The sequence below is a fragment of the Streptacidiphilus rugosus AM-16 genome (assembly GCF_000744655.1).
Classification (GTDB): Bacteria; Actinomycetota; Actinomycetes; order Streptomycetales; family Streptomycetaceae; genus Streptacidiphilus; species Streptacidiphilus rugosus.
Map to the genome: position 1 here is coordinate 628,435 of NZ_JQMJ01000003.1, position 17,892 is coordinate 646,326.

14 protein-coding genes and 2 tRNA genes are annotated in these 17,892 nt (G+C 72.5%); 5 read left to right on the forward strand and 11 right to left on the reverse strand.

All coding sequences use genetic code 11. The annotated features are described in order from the left end of the window. Positions 1–14: 14 nt before the first annotated feature. Entirely contained in the window at positions 15–1,028 is a 1,014-nt protein-coding gene (locus tag BS83_RS06230; protein ID WP_037601790.1) for a GNAT family N-acetyltransferase, read from the forward strand. A 101-nt stretch (positions 1,029–1,129) separates the two neighbouring features. Here BS83_RS06230 and BS83_RS06235 read toward each other — a convergent pair whose 3' ends face one another. After that, positions 1,130–2,134, reverse strand: coding sequence for an EamA family transporter (locus BS83_RS06235; protein ID WP_084713169.1), 1,005 nt, complete (start codon positions 2,132–2,134; stop codon positions 1,130–1,132). Between the two features lie 137 nt (positions 2,135–2,271). Between BS83_RS06235 and BS83_RS06240 the strand changes: the two genes are divergently transcribed. Both BS83_RS06240 and BS83_RS06245 read left to right on the forward strand, forming a co-directional pair. Next, positions 2,272–3,090, forward strand: coding sequence for a DUF1906 domain-containing protein (locus tag BS83_RS06240; RefSeq protein ID WP_063774133.1), 819 nt, complete (start codon positions 2,272–2,274; stop codon positions 3,088–3,090). A gap of 184 nt (positions 3,091–3,274) precedes the next feature. Beyond that, positions 3,275–4,942, forward strand: a complete 1,668-nt coding sequence (locus BS83_RS06245) for a long-chain fatty acid--CoA ligase (protein WP_037601796.1) — start codon at positions 3,275–3,277, stop codon at positions 4,940–4,942. A gap of 73 nt (positions 4,943–5,015) precedes the next feature. Here BS83_RS06245 and BS83_RS06250 read toward each other — a convergent pair whose 3' ends face one another. The 5 genes from BS83_RS06250 to BS83_RS06275 all read right to left on the reverse strand — a co-directional run bounded on the left by BS83_RS06250 (position 5,016) and on the right by BS83_RS06275 (position 12,600). Continuing rightward, complete coding sequence (locus BS83_RS06250; RefSeq protein WP_037601799.1) at positions 5,016–5,894, reverse strand: RNA polymerase sigma-70 factor; 879 nt, start codon at positions 5,892–5,894, stop codon at positions 5,016–5,018. A gap of 57 nt (positions 5,895–5,951) precedes the next feature. Beyond that, entirely contained in the window at positions 5,952–7,571 is a 1,620-nt protein-coding gene (locus BS83_RS06255; protein WP_051942704.1) for an LCP family protein, read from the reverse strand. A gap of 47 nt (positions 7,572–7,618) precedes the next feature. Next, complete coding sequence (locus BS83_RS06260) at positions 7,619–8,377, reverse strand: class I SAM-dependent rRNA methyltransferase (RefSeq protein WP_051942705.1); 759 nt, start codon at positions 8,375–8,377, stop codon at positions 7,619–7,621. Between the two features lie 67 nt (positions 8,378–8,444). After that, positions 8,445–8,954: a SigE family RNA polymerase sigma factor gene (locus BS83_RS06270; protein ID WP_037601801.1), complete on the reverse strand. Its 510-nt coding sequence runs from the start codon at positions 8,952–8,954 to the stop codon at positions 8,445–8,447. Positions 8,955–9,123: 169 nt separating this feature from the next. Then, complete coding sequence (locus BS83_RS06275; RefSeq protein WP_063774107.1) at positions 9,124–12,600, reverse strand: PAS domain-containing protein; 3,477 nt, start codon at positions 12,598–12,600, stop codon at positions 9,124–9,126. Positions 12,601–12,784: 184 nt separating this feature from the next. Between BS83_RS06275 and BS83_RS06280 the strand changes: the two genes are divergently transcribed. Next, positions 12,785–12,875 (forward strand) — tRNA-Ser (locus BS83_RS06280). On the opposite strand, the gene BS83_RS42770 is transcribed toward BS83_RS06280, so the two are convergent. Continuing rightward, positions 12,866–13,150: a hypothetical protein gene (locus BS83_RS42770; RefSeq protein ID WP_157596969.1), complete on the reverse strand. Its 285-nt coding sequence runs from the start codon at positions 13,148–13,150 to the stop codon at positions 12,866–12,868. The two genes, BS83_RS06280 and BS83_RS42770, sit on opposite strands and share 10 nt — an antisense overlap. Before the next feature lie 316 nt (positions 13,151–13,466). Between BS83_RS42770 and BS83_RS06285 the strand changes: the two genes are divergently transcribed. After that, positions 13,467–13,542, forward strand: a tRNA-Arg gene (locus BS83_RS06285). Between the two features lie 53 nt (positions 13,543–13,595). Here BS83_RS06285 and BS83_RS06290 read toward each other — a convergent pair. The 4 genes from BS83_RS06290 to BS83_RS06305 all read right to left on the reverse strand — a co-directional run bounded on the left by BS83_RS06290 (position 13,596) and on the right by BS83_RS06305 (position 17,800). Beyond that, a complete protein-coding gene (locus BS83_RS06290) occupies positions 13,596–14,891 on the reverse strand; it encodes a tyrosine-type recombinase/integrase (RefSeq protein ID WP_037601805.1) in 1,296 nt (431 codons plus the stop codon). Then, on the reverse strand, positions 14,891–15,079 hold the full coding sequence (locus tag BS83_RS06295) for a helix-turn-helix domain-containing protein (protein WP_037601807.1): 189 nt from the start codon (positions 15,077–15,079) through the stop codon (positions 14,891–14,893). Before BS83_RS06295 ends, BS83_RS06290 begins: the two co-directional genes overlap by 1 nt. A gap of 230 nt (positions 15,080–15,309) precedes the next feature. Further along, entirely contained in the window at positions 15,310–16,743 is a 1,434-nt protein-coding gene (locus BS83_RS06300; RefSeq protein WP_084713170.1) for a DNA primase family protein, read from the reverse strand. 154 nt (positions 16,744–16,897) lie between these two features. Next, the gene (locus tag BS83_RS06305; protein ID WP_037601812.1) at positions 16,898–17,800 is read right to left on the reverse strand and encodes a bifunctional DNA primase/polymerase; all 903 of its coding nucleotides are present in this window, start codon (positions 17,798–17,800) and stop codon (positions 16,898–16,900) included. Positions 17,801–17,892 lie beyond the last annotated feature (92 nt).

Sequence of the window (17,892 nt, forward strand, 5' to 3'; positions counted from 1 at the left end):
CGCAGACTCCGGGTATGAGTGCTGACGGAGCGACGGAGCTCACCTGGCGTCCACTGGAACGCGGGGACGTCGCCGCGTGGCGGCTGCTGCTGGAGATCATCGAGGCGGTCGAGCGGGAGGACGAGCACCCCTCGGAGCAGGATCTGCTCGAGCGCTTCGACGACCCCTACGTCGACACGGCCCGCGGCAGCATGGCCGTCTGGGACGGCGACCGGATGGTCGGCTATCACTGGATGAAGGCCCGCACGGCCGCCGATCCGCAGCACGACTTCTGGCAGGTCGGCGGCGTGGATCCGGAGTACCGGGGCCGCGGGATCGGTGCGCGGCTGCTCGGCTGGGCGGAGCAGGCGGCGCTGCCGTTGCACGAGGAGCGCTTTCCCGGCGCCCCACTGGCGCTGATGGACGGCTGCGTGGTCGGCTCGGCCTCGGAGGCGCTGTTCCGGCAGCTCGGCTACGAGCAGGTCCGCTGGTACCACAACATGGTCGTGGCCGATCTCGCGACCGCCGTCGCCGAGCTTCCCGCGTCCCCGGTGCCGGACGGAGTCGTGTTCCTGCCCTTCACGGCCGAACGCTCGGCGGACGCCCTGCGGGTGCGCAACGACGCCTTCCGCGACCACTACGGCAGCGTCCCGCAGAGCTCGGAGGGCTGGGCCCATTTCGTGGGCGGCACCGCGTTCCGGCCCGACGGGAGCTTCATCGCCTACGAGCGCGGCCAGGAGGGCGGGGCCGGAGCGCCGGGTCAGCCGCTGGCCATCGTGCTGGCCGAGGAGTACGACGGCCATCGGCAGGCCACCGGCAGGCGCGACCTCTACGTCGCCCTGGTGGGCACCGCCCGGGCCGGCCGCAAGCGCGGCATCGCCTCCGCGCTGCTCGCGCACGCACTGCGCCGCGCGGCGGCGGACGGTTTCGACACTTCCACGCTGGGCGTCGACATGGACTCCCCGACCGGCGCCGTCGGCCTGTACGAGCGGCTCGGCTACCGGCCGGAGCAGAGCTATGTCGCGCAGCAGAAGTTCCTGCGCAGGTAGGGCTCGTCGCGACCGGAACAAGATCGCTGGATGCTTCACGTGAAGCATCCAGCGATCTTGTTGCGCTTCTCCCGAGGAGCGGGTTCCGGTTCCGCTCCGTCTCAGCCGCGCTCGGTCAGCGTCGCACCCGCGCTCGCCGCGATCACACAGCCGATGCCGGCCAGCTGCGGCAGCGTCAGCACCTGGCCCAGCACCGCCAGCCCGATCAGCGCGCTGACCGCCGGTTCCAGGCTGGCGATCACGCTGAAGACCCGCTGCGGCAGTCGGCGCAGCGCCGTCATCTCCAGCAGGTACGGCGCCACGGGGAAGAGCAGCGCCACCCCGGCGACACCCAGGAGCAGCAGCCACGGGTGGGCGCTCGCCGCAAGGCCGTGCCACGCCTCGCCGAATCCGAAGGGCGCGAGGACCACTGCGGCGACGGTCAGCGAGAGCGCCAGGCCCTCGAAGCCGCCGAACGCGTTGCCCACCCGGTGCGTCAGCAGGATGTAGAGGGCCAGACAGACCGCCGCGCCGAAGGCGAAGGCCAGGCCGGACGGGGTGACCCGGGCGCCTCCTCCGCCCACGACGGTGAGCAGCACCACTCCGGCCGCCGCGAGCAGCGCCCACAGCACATGGCCGAGCCGTCGCGAGAAGCCGAGGGCGACGGCCAGCGGGCCGAGGAACTCGATCGTCGCGGCCGTCCCCATGGGCAGCCGCGCGACCGCGCCGGCGAACAGCAGGGTCATCCCCGCCGAGGCGAGTCCGAGCAGCGCCGCCGAGCCGAGATCGTGCGCGCTGCGGCCGCGCAGGCGCGGCCGGGTCGCGACGAGCAGGACCGCGGAGGCCGTCACCAGCCGGAGCGAGGTGGTTCCGGCCACGCCCAGCAGTGGGAAGAGCGGCGTGGAGAGCGCGATGCCCAGCTGCACGGTGAACATCGCCGCCAGACAGAAGAGCGGCGCCGGAATCCCTCTCCGGCGCCGCTCTCCTTCTGCCCCCGCCGCCGCTGCGGGCGGCAGGACTGCTGAGGGTGACGGTGGTGCGCCGGAGGGCAGCCCGCCCGTGCCGTCGCTCCAGCCCCCGTGCTCCTCGAAGGGCGCGGTGCGGGCGGAGGAGGAGGGCGTGGTCATGCCGACGAGTATGCGGTAAGGAGCATATAAGTAGCAAGCAACTTACCCTGGCGTGTCATATCGTCAGATAACGGACAATCAGCTCACGATCGCTTGTGACCAAACCGCGAACCGTTCTGCGCTCCCTTCTCGCCACGATGCTTGCGCTCCTCTGCGTTCCGGCGCTGGCATCCCCCACCGAGGCGGCCGCCGCCCAGCGCCGGCTGCCCCAGGTCTTCACCGGTCAGGCCTTCGACACCTGCTCCGCCCCCGCCCTCTCGCTGCTCCGCGCCTGGCGTCAGAGATCGCCCTACGGCGCGCTCGGCATCTACATCGGCGGCAGCAACCGCGGCTGCGCCCAGCCACGCCTGAACCGCGCCTACGTGCAGGCGGCGAACGCCATGGGCTGGCGCCTGCTCCCGCTCTACGTCGGCGCGCAGGCCCCCTGCGTCACCGGCGCGCACGGCAAGGGCCATCGGATCGGCTACTGGTCCGCCCTCGGCCAGGGCCAGGCCGAGGGCGCGGACGCGGTCCGGCAGGCGCAGGCGCTCGGACTCGCCGACACCAGCCCGATCTACCTCGACATGGAGGCCTACGCCAGGGACCGGGGCAGGTGCAGCCTGGCGGTGCTCCGCTACACCACCGCCTGGTCGCGGACCGTCCACAGCGGCGGCTACGTGTCCGGTTTCTACAGCTCCGCGGACTCCGGCGTCGCCGACCTCGCCTCGCTCAGCGCGTACCGGGACGTGCCGCTCACCCGCGCCGCGGAGCAGATCGGCGGCCTGCCGGACGTCATCTGGTACGCCCGCTGGGACCACCGCTCCTCCACCGACGGCTACCGGGCGCTGGGCCAGAGCCAGTGGACCGGACACCGCCGGGTGCACCAGTACGTGGGCAACCGGACCGAGAGCCACGGCGGCGTCAGGGCCAACATCGACCGCAACGCCGTCGACGCGCCGGTGGCGCTCGTCGAGTAGGCCGGGCGCCGGTAACGGGCGGATGTGGCGCGCACTGGTTCCACGCAGCGGCCCGGACCATCGTCCAGGGGCATTGTCCTGGGGCCGGGCGGCGACGAGAATCAGCCCCACACACTCCGCTACCCGCCAGTAGGACGCGGGCGGGTGGCGCGGCCAGGTCAGGTCAGGTCAAGGAGGCCCCCAGGTGCTCAGCACGATGCAGGACGTCCCGCTCACCGTCGGCCGGCTCCTCGCCCACGGCGCGGGCTTCCACGGCTCCGCCACCGTGGCCACGTGGAACGGGTCGACCGCGGACAGCCGCACCTTCGCCGAGGTCGGTGCGCGCGCCGCCCAGCTGGCGCACGCACTGCGCGACGAGCTCGGCGTCAACGGCGACCAGCGGGTCGCCACCCTCATGTGGAACAACACCGAGCACCTGGAGATCTACCTCGCGGTGCCGTCCATGGGCGCCGTCCTGCACACCCTGAACCTCCGGCTGCCCGCCGCCCAGCTCTCCTACATCGTCAACCACGCCGCAGACCACGCGATCTTCGTCAACGGCAGTCTGCTGGGGCTGCTCGCCCCCCTGCTGCCGCAGCTGGAGCCGACCCTGCGGCACGTCGTGGTGGTCGGGGAGGGCGACCGCGCCGCCCTGGACGACTTCAGGGCCCGCGGCATCGCGGTCCACGAGTACGAGCAGCTGATCGCCGACCGGCCCACCACGTACCCGTTCCCGGCCGACCTGGACGAGCGCACCGCCGCGGCCATGTGCTACACCTCCGGCACGACGGGCGACCCGAAGGGCGTCGTCTACAGCCACCGCTCGATCTACCTGCACTGCCTCCAGGTCATCTCCGCCGAGGACTTCGCGCTGACCTCGGCCGACAAGGCGCTGCCGGTGGTGCCGATGTTCCACGTCAACGCCTGGGGTCTGCCGCACGCGGCCTTCATGGTCGGCACCTCGCTGCTGATGCCGGACCGCTTCCTGCAGCCGGCCCCGCTCGCCCAGATGATCCAGGCCGAGCGGCCAACCGTCAGCGGCGCGGTGCCGACGATCTGGAGCGGCCTCCTCGACGAACTGGACCGCAACAGTTACGACACCTCGTCGCTGCGCCGCGTGGTGATCGGCGGCTCCGCCTGCCCGCCCTCGCTGATGAGGGCCTTCGAGGAGCGGCACGGGATCACCCTCGTCCACGCCTGGGGCATGACCGAGACCTCGCCGCTCGGCTCCTTCGCCCTGCCGCCCGGCAACCTGACGCCGGAGCAGGAGTGGCCCTACCGGCTCACCCAGGGCCGCTTCCCCGCCTCCGTCGAACCCCGCATCATCGGCCCCGACGGCACCCCCGCCCCGCACGACGGCGTCACCGCCGGCGAGCTGGAGGTGCGCGGCCCGTGGATCGCCGGCTCCTACTACGGAGACGAGCAGCAGTCCTCGGAGAAGTTCAGCGAGGACGGCTGGCTCCGCACCGGCGACGTCGGCACGATCACCCCCGACGGCTACCTGACCCTCACCGACCGCGCCAAGGACGTCATCAAGTCCGGCGGCGAGTGGATCTCCAGCGTCGAGCTGGAGAACCACCTTATGGCCCACCCCGACGTCCTGGAGGCGGCCGTCGTCGCCGTCCCCGACGAGAAGTGGGGCGAGCGCCCCCTGGCCACCGTCGTCCTGCGCGAGGACGCGAAGGCCGGCTTCGCCGAACTCCGCGCCTTCCTCGGCGAGCGCGTCGCCTCCTGGCAGCTCCCCGAGCGCTGGTCGCTGATCGCCGCCGTGCCGAAGACGAGCGTGGGGAAGTTCGACAAGAAGGTCATCCGCGCCGAGTACGCGGCGGGCGAGCTGGACGTCACCCTGCTCGGCAAGAGCGACCAGGCCTGAGGTCTGATCCGGCGCGACGTGGACGGACGGAGGCACCCGCCGGTGACGGCGGGTGCCTCCTGCGCGTGAGCCGTCAGGACAGGCCGCGGAGCTTGTCCGGGTTGACCTGGAAGCGGAGGTTCAGCAGTCGGCCGTCGGCGAGGTCGTAGGTGAGCGCGCCGACCGGGTGGCCGCCCATGGCGAAGAGGACGCTCTGTTCGCCGTTGATGGTCGCCGGTTCCAGGGTCATGCCCTGGAGTTCGGGCTTGGCCAGCACGCCGAGGATCCAGCGCGCCACCGGGTCGGTGCCGTGCAGGGGGCGGCGGGCGGCGGTGACCTTGCCGCCGCCGTCGGACCAGGCGGTCACGTCCGGGGCCAGCAGTTCCATCACCGCGTTGAGGTCGCCGCCGGTGCAGGCGGCGAGGAAGCGCTCGGTGACCTCGCGGCGCCGTGTGGTGTCGCTGTCGAAGCGCGGGCGCCGGGCCTGGACGTGCGCCTTGGCACGGTGGGCGGTCTGGCGGACCGTCGCCTCGTTGCGGCCGAGGATGTCGGCGATCTCGGCGTGGGAGTAGCCGAAGGCCTCGCGCAGGACGAAGACGGCCCGCTCCACCGGGGTCAGGCTCTCCAGCACGACGAGCATCGCGGTGGAGACGGTGTCGGCCAGCTCCGCCTCGTCGGCCACGTCCGGGCCGGTGATCAGTGGTTCCGGCAGCCAAGGGCCGATGTAGGACTCGCGGGTGGCCCGGGCCGAGGTGAGCCGGTTCAGCGAGAGGTTGGTGACCGTGCGCACCAGGTAGGCGCGCGCGTTGGTCACCGTCTCCCTGTCGGTCCCCGACCACTTCAGCCACGCGTCCTGCAGCACGTCCTCGGCGTCCGCGACGCTGCCCAACAGCCGGTAGGCGGTGGAGAAGAGCAGGCGGCGGTGCCGGGTGAAGTCGTCCAACAGGTCGGCGGACGCGGGTGTGTCGATCACGGTCCTTCAGGCTGCCACCGGGGGCCGGTGGGGGCAAGGGAGTTGAGGTCCTCCGGGTCAGGGGGCCGAGTTGGGGACGTGCGGATAGTCGTCGAACATCATCTGCGGGGTGTGGCCCGGCTGGGTGTACTCGGTGCTCACCTGCACGCAGCCTGCGGACCGCCCGTTGTTGGCCTGTGCCCCGGCGAGTGCGGCCGCGGTGTCGAGCGGGGCGGCGGAGGGGTGGCCGCCGGGGTAGGCGGTGCCGGTCGTCCAGTCCGCCCCGATCACCAGCTTCAGCCCGGCGGCGGAACCGGGCCGCAGCGCCGTCGCCGGGAGGCCCAGCGTCGCGGCCACCGCGTGCGCGGCTGCGGCGTCGCTGGGGCCGTAGTCGAGCGTGGTGGTCGCGGCCGGTGAGGGTTCGGTCAGCGCGGTGCCGCGGTGACTGAAGCCGGCGCGCTCCAGTACGGCCAGCACTGCCGCCGCGCGGCCCCTGGCGCCGCTGCCGTTGGAGACGGCGACGGCGACCGTGGACGGCTGGACCGTGGCGGCGGGGGAGGCGGTGGCGGAGGCGCCGGTGCTCGCGGCGCCGCCGGGGCCGGCCGTCAGCGAGTGGTCGTCGGCGATGGCACGGAAGAGGGTGGCGGCTCCGGGGCCGGCCACCACGTGCTTGCTGTGGGGGGCAGGGTCGGGGGAGTTCTGCATGGTGGTGAAGGTGATCCGCTCGGTGGGCACCTTGTTCAGCTCCCCGGCGAGATCGACCAGCTTGAGCGGGGTGTCGAAGTTGTCGCTCACGGTCAGCGACTTGGTCGCGGCGTTCGCGATCCGGTACATCGCGGGGAGATCGGTGAGGGTGCCCGCGCCCTTCAGTCTGTTGATCATCGCCGTGAAGAAGAGGTGCGTCGCGAACGTCCGGCCGCGGTTGTCGCTGCCGTCGCCGAAGGAGTCCCTGGTCCGCAGGAACTGGAGCGCGGAGGTGCCTTCGAGGACGTGGTGGCCCGCGGTCAGCTTCAGTCCCGAGTTCCTGTCGTAGAACCGGCTGGTGAAGCAGAGGTCCACCCCGCCCAGCGCCTGCGAGATGCCGATGACCCCCGCGAAGTCCACCATGGCGAAGCCGTCGATCGGGATGCCGGTGAGCTTGTGGACCGCCGTGTCCGTGCAGCCGGGCCCGTACTGGAGCGTGGAGTTGATCTGGCCGTAGCCGCCGCTCGTGTGCGCGCCGGTCCGGGCGTCGGTGCAGGCGGGCAACTGGGTCATCAGATCGCGCGGGATGCTCATCACCGTCATGTTGCTGCGGTCGGCGGAGAGATGGACCAGCATCTCCACGTCCGCCCTGGCCCCCTGGGCGTCCGTGCACGCGCCGCCGAGCCGGCAGTCGGCGGCGGAGGAGCGGGTGTCCGAGCCGAGCAGCATGATGTTGAGCGGCGTCCGGCCGAAGGGGTCGGCCTTCTCCACGCCCACGGCGGCCGCCCTGTCGCTGCCGGAGTAGGACGAGTCGGTCCTGATGTTCCCGGCCAGCTGCAGGTACAGGTAGACGGCGCCGCCGCCGGTCAGGACGAGGACCACGGCGAGGGACCACCCGACGATCTTCCACGTCCGGCGGCGGCCGCGGCGGCCGGCCCTGCGCAGCGCGGCCCGCCCCTGAGCCGCGGGAGCGGCCGGAGTCGCCTCGGCCGCCGGTATTCGGTCGGTTCGCATGCTTCCTCTCCTGTTCCTGCTGCCGGTGCGGTGGTCGTCGACGCCGTTCACGACGCACCCGCTCGGACCGCGGCCATGGCGGGATCCCAGGCCGGGCTGGTCACGATGTCCATCAGGTCGGGGAACGACAGCGCGGGATCGGGCCCCGCGGTGCGGACCTCCCGCACGGTCCACCGGCGGCCGTCCGCGGCGGTCCGCACCGCGGACCAGCGCTGTTGCCCCGGGGCGCCGTCCGCGTGCGCGGAGGACCGCGTGGTGACCAGGACCGAGCCGTCGGGAAGCGTCCAGGCCTCGCACACGTCGTGCGACGCGGCCGCGTCGGGCGGGCACCCCTCCTGGAGCGCCGGGACGATCCCGGCCGCCGGCAGCCGGGACAGCGAGACCCGGACCAGCGAACCGCCCTGGGCGTTCCGGTAGGTGAGCGCCGCTGCGGGAGTGCGGACGTCGGGTGTGCCGGATGCGTCGGAGACCGTGCCTCCGTGCGGCAGCAGGCTCTCCAGCGCGGCGACGAGCCCCTGCGCGCCGACGGGGGCGGGGACCGCGCTCGGGGTGGACGGAGCGGGCGACGCGGTCGGGTTCGCCGCGGTCGGACGGCTGAGACTGTCCGTGTGCCGGGTGACCCCGAGCGTGCTGACCAGGACGGCGACGGCGAGCACGGCCGCCGCTCCGCCGAGCGTCGCGGTCAGCTGACGGCGACGGCGGCGGCGTCCGCTGCGCAGCGCGCCCTGGAGGAGCGACGGGGTGTCGGGCTCGACCGCGCTCAGCTCGGCGCGCAAGGCGTTGGTGAAGTCTTCTTCGACGGGCATGGCCGATCCCGGTTTCCGTTGGTCGGAGGGAAGCAGAGGGCAGTTCGGGTGGTGCGCGGCGCGGAGGTCAGTGGTACGCGAGCTCGGCGATGTCGTGGCCGAGCAGGTCCCTGACCCGGCCGAGCGCGCGCATGCTCCTGTTGCGGACCGCACCGGGCCTGATCTGCAGGATCTCCGCGGTCTCCTCGACGCTGCGGTCCTCCCAGTAGCGCAGCAGCAGGACCGCGCGGTCCTGCGGGGCCAGCCTGCCCATCGCGTCCAGCAGGGTGAGCCGCAGCGAGGTGTCCTGCTCCTCGGCCTCGCGCTCGTCGGGAAGCGTGTCGGTGGGCCGCTCGGTGCTGCTGCGCCGCCGACGGTGGGTCAGAAAGGTACGAACCAGGACGGTCTGCGCGTAGGCCGCGGGATTGTCTATCTGGGAGATCTTGCGCCAGGTCGCGTACATCCGCCCGAGGGTCTCCTGCACCAGGTCCTCGGCCAGATGGACGTCACCGCTGCACAGCACGCACGCGGACCGGAACAGCGGCCCGGAGCGCGCGGCGGCGAACGCCAGGAACTCCTCTTCGTCCCGGCGCCTCATCCATGATCCCGTCCGTCGTCCACACTCTGACGACGCGCTGGGACACGCCCCGCGTCCCAGCCTTCCGCAGAAATCTTTCGCGGGGTCGCGGCCGGGCGCGAAGGTCACCGCGTCGCGGCCGTCGCGAGGTCCCGACGTGCTGAGGTCCCCAGATCCCGAGGTCCTGAGGTCAGGCCTCCGCGAGAGAGCCGATCTTGCCGAGCAGGTCGACGATCCTGGCCTGCACCTCGGGGGAGGTGGAGCGTTCGGCGAGGAACAGCACGGTCTCGCCCGAGCGCAGGCCCGCACGCTGCTCGGGGCCGTCCACCGAGGTGTAGACGACGAGCGGGGTGCGGAACAGCCGGTTGTTGCTGCGCAGCCAGTCCACGATGCCCATCCGGCGGCGACGGATCAGCATCAGGTCCATCACCACCAGGTTCGGCTGGACGCTGCTGGCACGGGAGACCGCGTCGTTCTCGGACGAGGCGTGCTCGACGTGCATGCCGCGGCGCTCCAGCGTCGCGGTGAAGGCGGCGGCGACGTGCGGGTCCTGCTCGACCAGCAGCACGCGGGGCGCGTGCCGCTCGCTGTCGCGCGGGGCCAGCGCGCGCAGCAGCACCGCGGGGTCGGCGCCGTAGGCGGCCTCGGGGGTCGCCTGGCCGAGACCGGCCGTCACCAGCACCGGCACGTTGGCGTCACCGGCGGCGCTGCGCAGCGACTGCAGGGCGGTCCTGGTGATCGGGCCGGTCAGCGGGTCGACGAAGAGCGCGGCCGGGTATCCGGCGACCTGCGCGTCCACCTCCTCGCGGGAGCTGACGATGACCGGGCGGTAGCCCCGGTCCTGCAGCGCCTGACGGGTGGACGGATCGGGCTCCGGCCAGACCAGCAGTCGGCGCGGCCGCCCGTCGGCGGCGGGCGAGATCATCGTCGGGTAGTCCGCGCCCGCGATGAACTCCAGCCGGCTCTCCGTGCCCGGGCCCTCGTCGCCCGGCTGCGGACCGGAGGGGAAGGCGGGGCGGCCCGGCAGTTCGGGCAACGGCTGCTGCGGATGCTGGGGGTGCTGCGCGGGCTGGGACTGGTGCGGCAGCTCCGTGCCCCTGGGCGGGGTCTGCACGGACTGGAGCGGCGACTGGGACAGGCTCATCACGCCGCTGCGGCCGCCGAAGGTGCCTCCGGACGCGGCGGGAGGCAACGGCAGCGCGCCGTGGCTGCCGCCCCGGGGACGCGCCTGCTGCGGGACCGGCGAGGCGCTCGGCGCGGCCGGAGCCGGAGGGGCCGGAGCGGCAGGTGCGGGCGGTGTGGGCCCGGGGCCGAGGGCGAAACGTCCGCCGAACGGCTCGGGCGCGGACGGGTGGCTCGGCTCGCTGTCCGGAGACATCTCCGGCAGACCCATCGGCGGCAGCGGCTGCGCCTGCTGCGGCGGCACCGGGATGGCCGGCGGCACGGGCTCCAGCGCGGCCGGTCCCGAGGCCACGGCCTCGGGCGCGCCGTTCCGGCCGCCCTGCGGGGTCGGGTTCTCGTCGCCCGCGGCGGGGCCGAGCGCGAGGCGGCGTCGCCGGCCGTTGCCCGCGCTGGCCTGGCGGCGGGGCTCGGGCGCGACCATGCTGCCGGCCGGGGGCAGCGCGTGTTCGAGACCCGGGTAGGCCGGAGCGCCGATCAGGCCGGGGAAGCCTTCCTGTGCCCCGGGCTGCGGCTGCTGTGCCTGCTGGCCCTGCTGTGCGTGCTGCGCCTGGGCTGCGGCTTCGGCCTCTGCGGCGGCCGCGGCCTGGGCCGCCGCCTCCAGCTCCGCCTCCATCGCGCGCGGCGGGCGGACCACCTCGGGAGCGGGCAGGCGGTTGCGGCGGCGGGAGCGGTCGGTGCCCTCGGCCGGGGTGGGCGACGGCGCGGGCGCGGCGGCGTCCGGCGGCTGCGCCGGCTGCGCCTCGGCGGGCGCGCCGGCTGCCGCTCCGTCGGTCTCGGCGGGAGCGGGCGCGGGTGCGGCGGCGGCCTTGCGACGTGAAGGTGCGGGAAGCTCCATCGGAAGGTCGGGCAGGATCGCCGTCGCGTTGTCCCCCGGTGCGGGCAGCGGGCGCTGGACCGCCGCGTTCGCCGGGTCCAGCGGCAGTTCGACCACGTAGGTGCGGCCCTGACGCCCTGGCAGCTCGTGCGACTGCAGCACGCCGCCGTGCCGCTCGACGATGCCGCGCGCGATGGGGAGATGGATCGGGCTGCCGTCGCCGCCGGGGCCGCGCACCTCGATCCGGGCGACCTCGCCCCGCTGCGCGGCGGCGATCACGACGCCGACGCCCGCGCCGCCCGCGGAGCGGGCCCCGTGCCGGCGTCCCGACAGACCGGAGGCCACGCCGACGGCCATCCCGTACAGGCCGCCCTTGGCGGCGGGGTCCGCGTCGTCCGCGGTCACCGCCACGTCGGCGACCAGGTGTCCGAGCGCGACGGCGAGCCGGTCCGCGTCGACGACGACCTCGACCGAGGACGGGTGCACCGCGAACTCCACCCGGCCGGTGCCGAGCATCGCGGTCGCGGCCTCCACGGCGTCGTCGATCACCTTGTCCAGGGCGACCGGCTGCCGGTCCAGCTGCTCCTTGCCGGCCTCGGCGGCCGCGTCGAAGCGCTGGTAGTCGAGGACGCCGTCGACCAGGTCGGAGGTGCGGCGGCACTCGTCCGCCAGCCGCCGCAGCACCCAGTTGGCCTCCGGCCACAGCTGACCCGCGGGGTCACGGGCCAACTGCTCCAGGGTGTCGTTCAGCCGGTCGAGCGGCTTGCGCAGCTCCTGCTCGAGCACGGCGGTCAGGTGCTCGTGGCGGGCGTGCAGGGAGAGGTAGGCGCTGCGGTCGGTGAAGGTCATCACCGCGCCGACCAACTGGTCCCCGTCGCGCACCGGCGCGGTGGACAGCTCCACCGAGACCGGCCGTCCGTCCTTCCGCCACAGCGTGGCCGAGCGGACCCGGTGGCGGCGTCCCGAGCGCAGCGTGTCGGCGAGCGGCGACTCCTCGGCGGGCAGCGGCGTGCCGTCCGCACGCGAGTGCATCACCAGCGGCAGCAGTTCCTGGCCGCCCAGCTCGCCGGCCCGATGGCCCAGGATGTGGGCGGCGGCGGGGTTGACCAGCACCACCCGGCCGTCGGTGTCCACACCGACGACGCCCTCGGCGGCGGCCCGCAGGATCATCTCGGTCTGCTTGTGCTGACGCCGCAGCTCGGACTCGACCTCGAGCCGCGCGCTCAGGTCCCTGACGACGATGAGCAGCAGCTCGCGGTCGCTGGGGGAGGGCATGGAGAGGGAGCTGGAGCCGTAGTAGGCGCCGGTGGAGCCGATGCCCTGGGTGCGGCCGTCGTCCTCGAACTCGTTGGCCTGCACCTCGACCACGAAGGCGGAGCCGTCCGTGCGGCGTGCGGTCATCCGCACCGGCGCGGTGTCGTCGGCGGCCTCGCCCGCGGCGTTCTTGCCGCGGGGGCGCATCGAGCCGGGAATCCGGCTCGGATCGAACTCAGGGAGGAGGTCCAGCACGCCCCGGCCGACCAACGACGTCCCGGGAGCCTGCAGACTCCGCACCGCCGCGTCGTTCGCGTCGACGACGGTGCCGTTGCTGTTCACCAGCAGCAACGCGTCAGGGAGGGCGTCGAGTATCGCTGCGAGGCGAGCAGTGCCTCGGGTCGGCCTGCTGCTCACGACGGGAGGTCCTCCTACTCGCATCCGTGCGGTCGGCCGCGTCGGCCAACCAGCACTATCGCATTGTTTTTGCGATCCCGGCGACCCGCCTAGTAACGTGGTCGAGGGTTAGCCCCGACCCCCAGGGTTGTGGCATCATCCATGCAGACGGTCGTGATCGCCACCTGGCGACGCGAACGACTGAGGAGGCTTCGCCTAGTCCGGTCTATGGCGCCGCACTGCTAATGCGGTTTGGGTCTTAAAGCCCATCGAGGGTTCAAATCCCTCAGCCTCCGCTCCTCACCGAGGGCCCGGCCTGCACACCGCAGGCCGGGCCCTCGGCGTTTTCGGGGCGGGCGCGCAGGCAGAGCCCACCCTGCTCGGCCTCGGCCGCCTCCGCGACCGGCCCGCCCTGGCGGTCCACGACGCCGATCCGGCCCGCGCCGCGGCGGCGCCGTCGCCGCCTCCCCGGCGGCGCCGTCGCCGCCTCCCCGGCGGCGGTCGGCGCGGCCTCGGGCCCGGTCCTGTGCGCGACCTGGTCCCGGACCCCGCTCCCGTCCCTGACGGACACGCGCCCCGGCCAGCACCTCACCGCCCTCGGCGCGGACGAACCCGGCAAGCTCGACCTCTCCCCCGACCTGCTCGCCGCGGCGGTCCTCACCCTCGCCGCCCACCTCCGTCCCACCCTCCTGGCTCGCCTACCGCCGCGCGACCGCGGCGGGCCTCGGCGCGGTGGCCGACTTCCTGGAGTGACCGCAGGTGGGGGGCGGTGTCGGGGGCGTGAATACTCGATTTCGCCTCCGGCCGGGTCTCGTGTAATGTTCTTCTCGTGAGGCCGCGAGGGGCGAACGAGAGAAGCCCTGAGAGACCACGCACCAACTGAACAAGCGCTCGTAGCTCAACGGATAGAGCATTTGACTACGGATCAAAAGGTTGCAGGTTCGAATCCTGCCGAGCGCACCAGCTCAGAAGCCCCGCACCGGATGGTGCGGGGCTTCTGACATCAACGGCTGACATCAACGCCGTGCCAGGGCTCCCGCGGTGGGCGGTTCGTCGTCCCCATTCCCGGATGTGTCGGCCGCGGTGCCGAGCGCCCTATCCATCCGGTCGGCCGCGTCGCGGAGCGTGGTCTCCATCACGTGGCCGTACACGTCCATGGTCATGCTGATGTTCGCGTGGCCTAGGGTCTCCATGATCGTGCGAACGGCCACGCCTTCCGCCAGCATCAACGACGCTGCGGTGTGCCGCAGGTCGTGCACCCGAACGGGGCGTACATGCGCCGTCCTGCAGAGCACGGTGAGCATGCGGTTCAGCCCGCGCGGGTCGATGGCGCGCCCGGTAGAGGTGGTGAAGACCAACCCGTTGGGCTGGAACGTGAACGGCTCCCAGTCCTGGCCTGCCTGCGCACGCTCCGCCTCCTGCTCCACCAGGTGGCGCTTGAGCTGGGCGACGCACGACGCGGGGAGCGCGACGGTCCGCAGCGACCGGGCCGTCTTCGGCGTGCCGAAGATCAATCCCCTGTTCAGCCTCTGCAGGTTGCGCCGCACCCTGAGCTGCCGGGCCGTCAGGTCGATGTCTCCCCAGGTCAACCCGAGAACCTCGCCGCGACGCAGGCCGGTGGCCACCAGCAGATGCCAGAGGGCATGGAGCCTGTGGGAGCCGGCGGCCCTGAGCAAGAGCAGCGCTTCGCCGCGGTCGAGCGGCTGCACCTCGGCATGCGGGACCCTGGGCGTCTCGACCACCCGGGCGACATTGCGCACGATCAACTCCTCTCGCACTGCCTGCTGCAGAGCGGAGCGCAGCACGGCGTGGGTGTACTGCACGGTCCGGGGGGCGGGCCGGCGGTGGCAGCACTTGCCGACGGCGCAGCACTCGCGGTCCTCGACCGGGCGGGCCTTGTCCACCCCGCGGAGGCAGCAAAGGCAAGCGCCCTCGAAGTCGGCGACGAACTTCCGGACGTCGGTGGGCGAGAGCCGGTTGAGGCGCTTTCGCCCCAGCGCGGGCGCGATGTAGAGCCGCACCATCGGTTCGTAGCTGGCAAGGGTGGCGGGCTTGAGTCGAGCCGGGGCGATCCGGGTGAGCCACTGGGAGAGGAAGTCTCCCAGCGGCATCGCCGACGTAAGCGCGGGCACACCCTTGCGGGTGAGGTCCTGCATCTCGATGAGCTGATCGGCCACTTCCTCCCGGGTCTTCCCGTAGACGAACTTGCGGGCCCGGGTGCCGTTGGGGCGGTACACGTAGGCCGCTGCCTGATAGCGGCCGTCCTTGCGCTTGGTGATGGTTCCTTCGCCATTGGCGCGGCGCTTGGCCATTAGCTGTTCTCCAAGGTCCGGGTCTGCATGTAAGCGGCGAGGCTGTCTGCGGAGACTCGCCGCAGGCGGCCAACGGTGAAGCTGGGCAGTTCGCGGGAACGGATGAGGTCGTAGACGGTGCTCTTGCCGACCCTGAGGGCGGCCATGACCTCGGGCACGGTCAGTGCTTCGGGCGTGGCGGTGGTCACTGCGACGTCTCCTTAGAGCAGGGCGCGAGCGAAGTTGGGTTCGCATTGCTCTGAGTCGCGACTCAACCGTCTCAGTGCAGGTCAGAGGCTTTCCGCTGAGTCGTGTATCGCGACTCAGGAGCACGCTGGCGCGACCGTGGCAGCGTGGCTGGTGTGTTCGCTGAGTCGCGATGTGAGCGCGGGCGAAACCCTGTCTGACCTGGGCTGAGACGGTTGAGGCGCGATGTTCTCTACTGCGGGCTCAATGGGGCGAGCGTGATGCCGCTGTACGTGGGCACCTGCTGGCCAGCGGCGTCCCGCGGCCGGGTGCGGTGAAGCTGCGGTACGACGGATTGCAGGTTGCGGCCGAAGATCTGCTTGTTGCCGGCCGGGATGCCGCTGTCTTCGGCCCACTCCCGCCACACGGTCCACAGGATGTCCACTGGGACCAAAGTGTGCGGGCCAGTGGCGCACCTCTCGCGGATGAATGCGCTGATGGGCGAGGCGGTGTCCTGCATGATGAGCACGGACTCGCGCGAGGATTCCGGGTCGGTGATCCGTCCGTTTCGCTCCAAGCGCGCCAGCCCGTCGAGGGCCCAGTTGAGGATGCCGGGCATCTCCGCGGCCAGCTTCTCCGTGAGACCCGTGTCCTCTTTGCCGAGCCAGCTCACGGTCATGTTCAGCACGACGAACCGCCGTGCGATCACGCCGCTGCTGTCGCCGAAGCTGGGCAGCTCGTTGGTGAGGATCACCAGCCGGGTCGGCAGCTTGCCGGTCCAGGGGTCGCGGAACTTCCGGTCAATGTCGATGGTGTCCTCACCGGAGATGGTGAGCAGCCGCTCGACCACTTGGCCACCGTCTTTGCCGGACAGGCGCGCGTCGGAGATGACCGCGAGCGGCTTGCCGATCAGGCTGGACAGGCCGAAGTTCGAGCCCATCCCGGCCAGCGTGGGCCCGGCGAGGTTCTTCCGGCCGACCAGCTCCGCCAGGACGCGGGCGATGGTGCCCTTGCCCGACCGTGTCGGACCCTTGATGAGCAGGATCTTTTGCTGGTCGGTGCGGCCGGACAGGACATAGCCGAACCACTCCTGCAAGGCCCGGACCGCGTCCGCGTCGTCCGGCCAGATCCGCCGCAGGAACGTTTCCCACTCAGGTGCGGTGGCCTGCGGGTCGAAGTCGTAGGGGACGGAGACGATGTTGAAGAAGCCGGGGCCGTGCTGCAGCAGCGCCCGGTCACGGACGCGCAGCAGGCCGTTCGCGCAGGCCACGATGGGCCCACCGTCCGCGTGCTCCGCCTCGTCGATCCAGGACGGGGCATCGACCTCGCTCGACAGGAGCGTGATCGCGGCAAGCGCGTCGAGCAGGTTGGAGATCTTCGTCCGGGTTGGGGCCCAGTCACGGACCTGCGACCGGCCATCCTTGTCCTCGCCCGCGTCGTAGACGGCGTGCTCCAGACGCTCGTACATGTGGGCCCGCACCTGCGCTTCGTCCCACTCGCGCCAGGCCGTGCCGGTCCAGCGCATCCAGCAGCCGCGCCAGCGCCGGCAGGTCAGTGCCCCGGTGTCGTCCTGTCGCCAGTCGGTGAGCAGGTGGCGGGCGACGGCGAGCGGGTTGGACGGGGGCGGCATTTCCTCGGTCGGGCTCGCCCCCGGATCGGGGCCAGCTTCGGGCACGGTAAAGGACATGAGGAACCTTCCTGAGCCAGGTGAGCGGGTGCGGGTCAGGACGAAGAGCAGAAGGGGCGGCCTGCGGCCGACGCCCCTCGGTCGCCCACTGCAGCAGCGGGGCCGGACGACCGTGGGCGGGGTGCGGGCCGGTCGTGGCGCGGGTGTTGGGCTCTTAAGCAGAGGAGCGGGCCGGGCCGGGGTTGTGGGCGATCGACCAGTTCAGGGCGTTGGTGATCGTGGCCCGGCACTCGCGCTCGGTTAGTCCGCAGGCGCGCCCTGCCTCCTTAAGAGCCTCCTCAACTCGCCCGCGGGTGAGCCGGCCATCGGCGACGAACCGCCCCAGCGCCCGCGCCGCCCGGGTCAGCCGCGCGTTCCGCTGCCCCTCACCCGCACCCGAAACGGCGTTGTACTCGCTGGTCAGCGCCGCTTCCGCGTATCCGCTGCCCTGCCCGCGGGGCGGGGTGCGCAGGCTGGTCACGGCCAGGCGGGGCGCGGGGGTGAGCAGGGCGAGCATCCAGGCGGGCAGCGGGGCCGGGTCGGCGAGATCGTGCGCGGCGTACATGCCGGCGGGGGTGACGCTGCCGGGGGCGACGACGTAGCCGCCGCTTCCGCGGGTGTCGATCAGGGGCCCCAACTGGCCTGCGGTGTTGCCGAGACGTGCCCCGGGCGGAGCGGTGAAGTACAGGTGCCATCCGCCGCCCGCGGTCCGCACGGTGCGGGTCGTGGGCAGGTGCTGGCCGGCGCGCTCGCAGAGCGCCTTGAAGGTCGTCATGCCGCAAGGCATGTCCCCATCGCTCTTCGGGGCGTCCAGGTCGATGACCAGCAGACCGGCCGGCCCGGTGGCGATGCCGACGTTGCAGCCGGGCTGCTGCCGCCACCACCCGCGCACCGTGGCCGGGTCGAGCGTGGCGCGCTGCTCCCACTTGGCGTGACCCCGGGCGCAGGGCCCGGTGTTAGGGCAGGTGGTTTCACCGTGTAGGGCGGGCTTTTTGGTGCCCGGTCGGAGCGGAAAGACGGGCCAACCGCGCTGTACGGCCGCCAGAGCGGCGTTCGTAAGGTCGAAGGTGGATTCCATCTAGCAGACGCCTCCCAGGGCCCCAGAGGGCCCTTTCTGGGCCCCGGTGCCCCTGCATGGGATCTTCAACTCCCCTGCAGGGCACCAGAGTT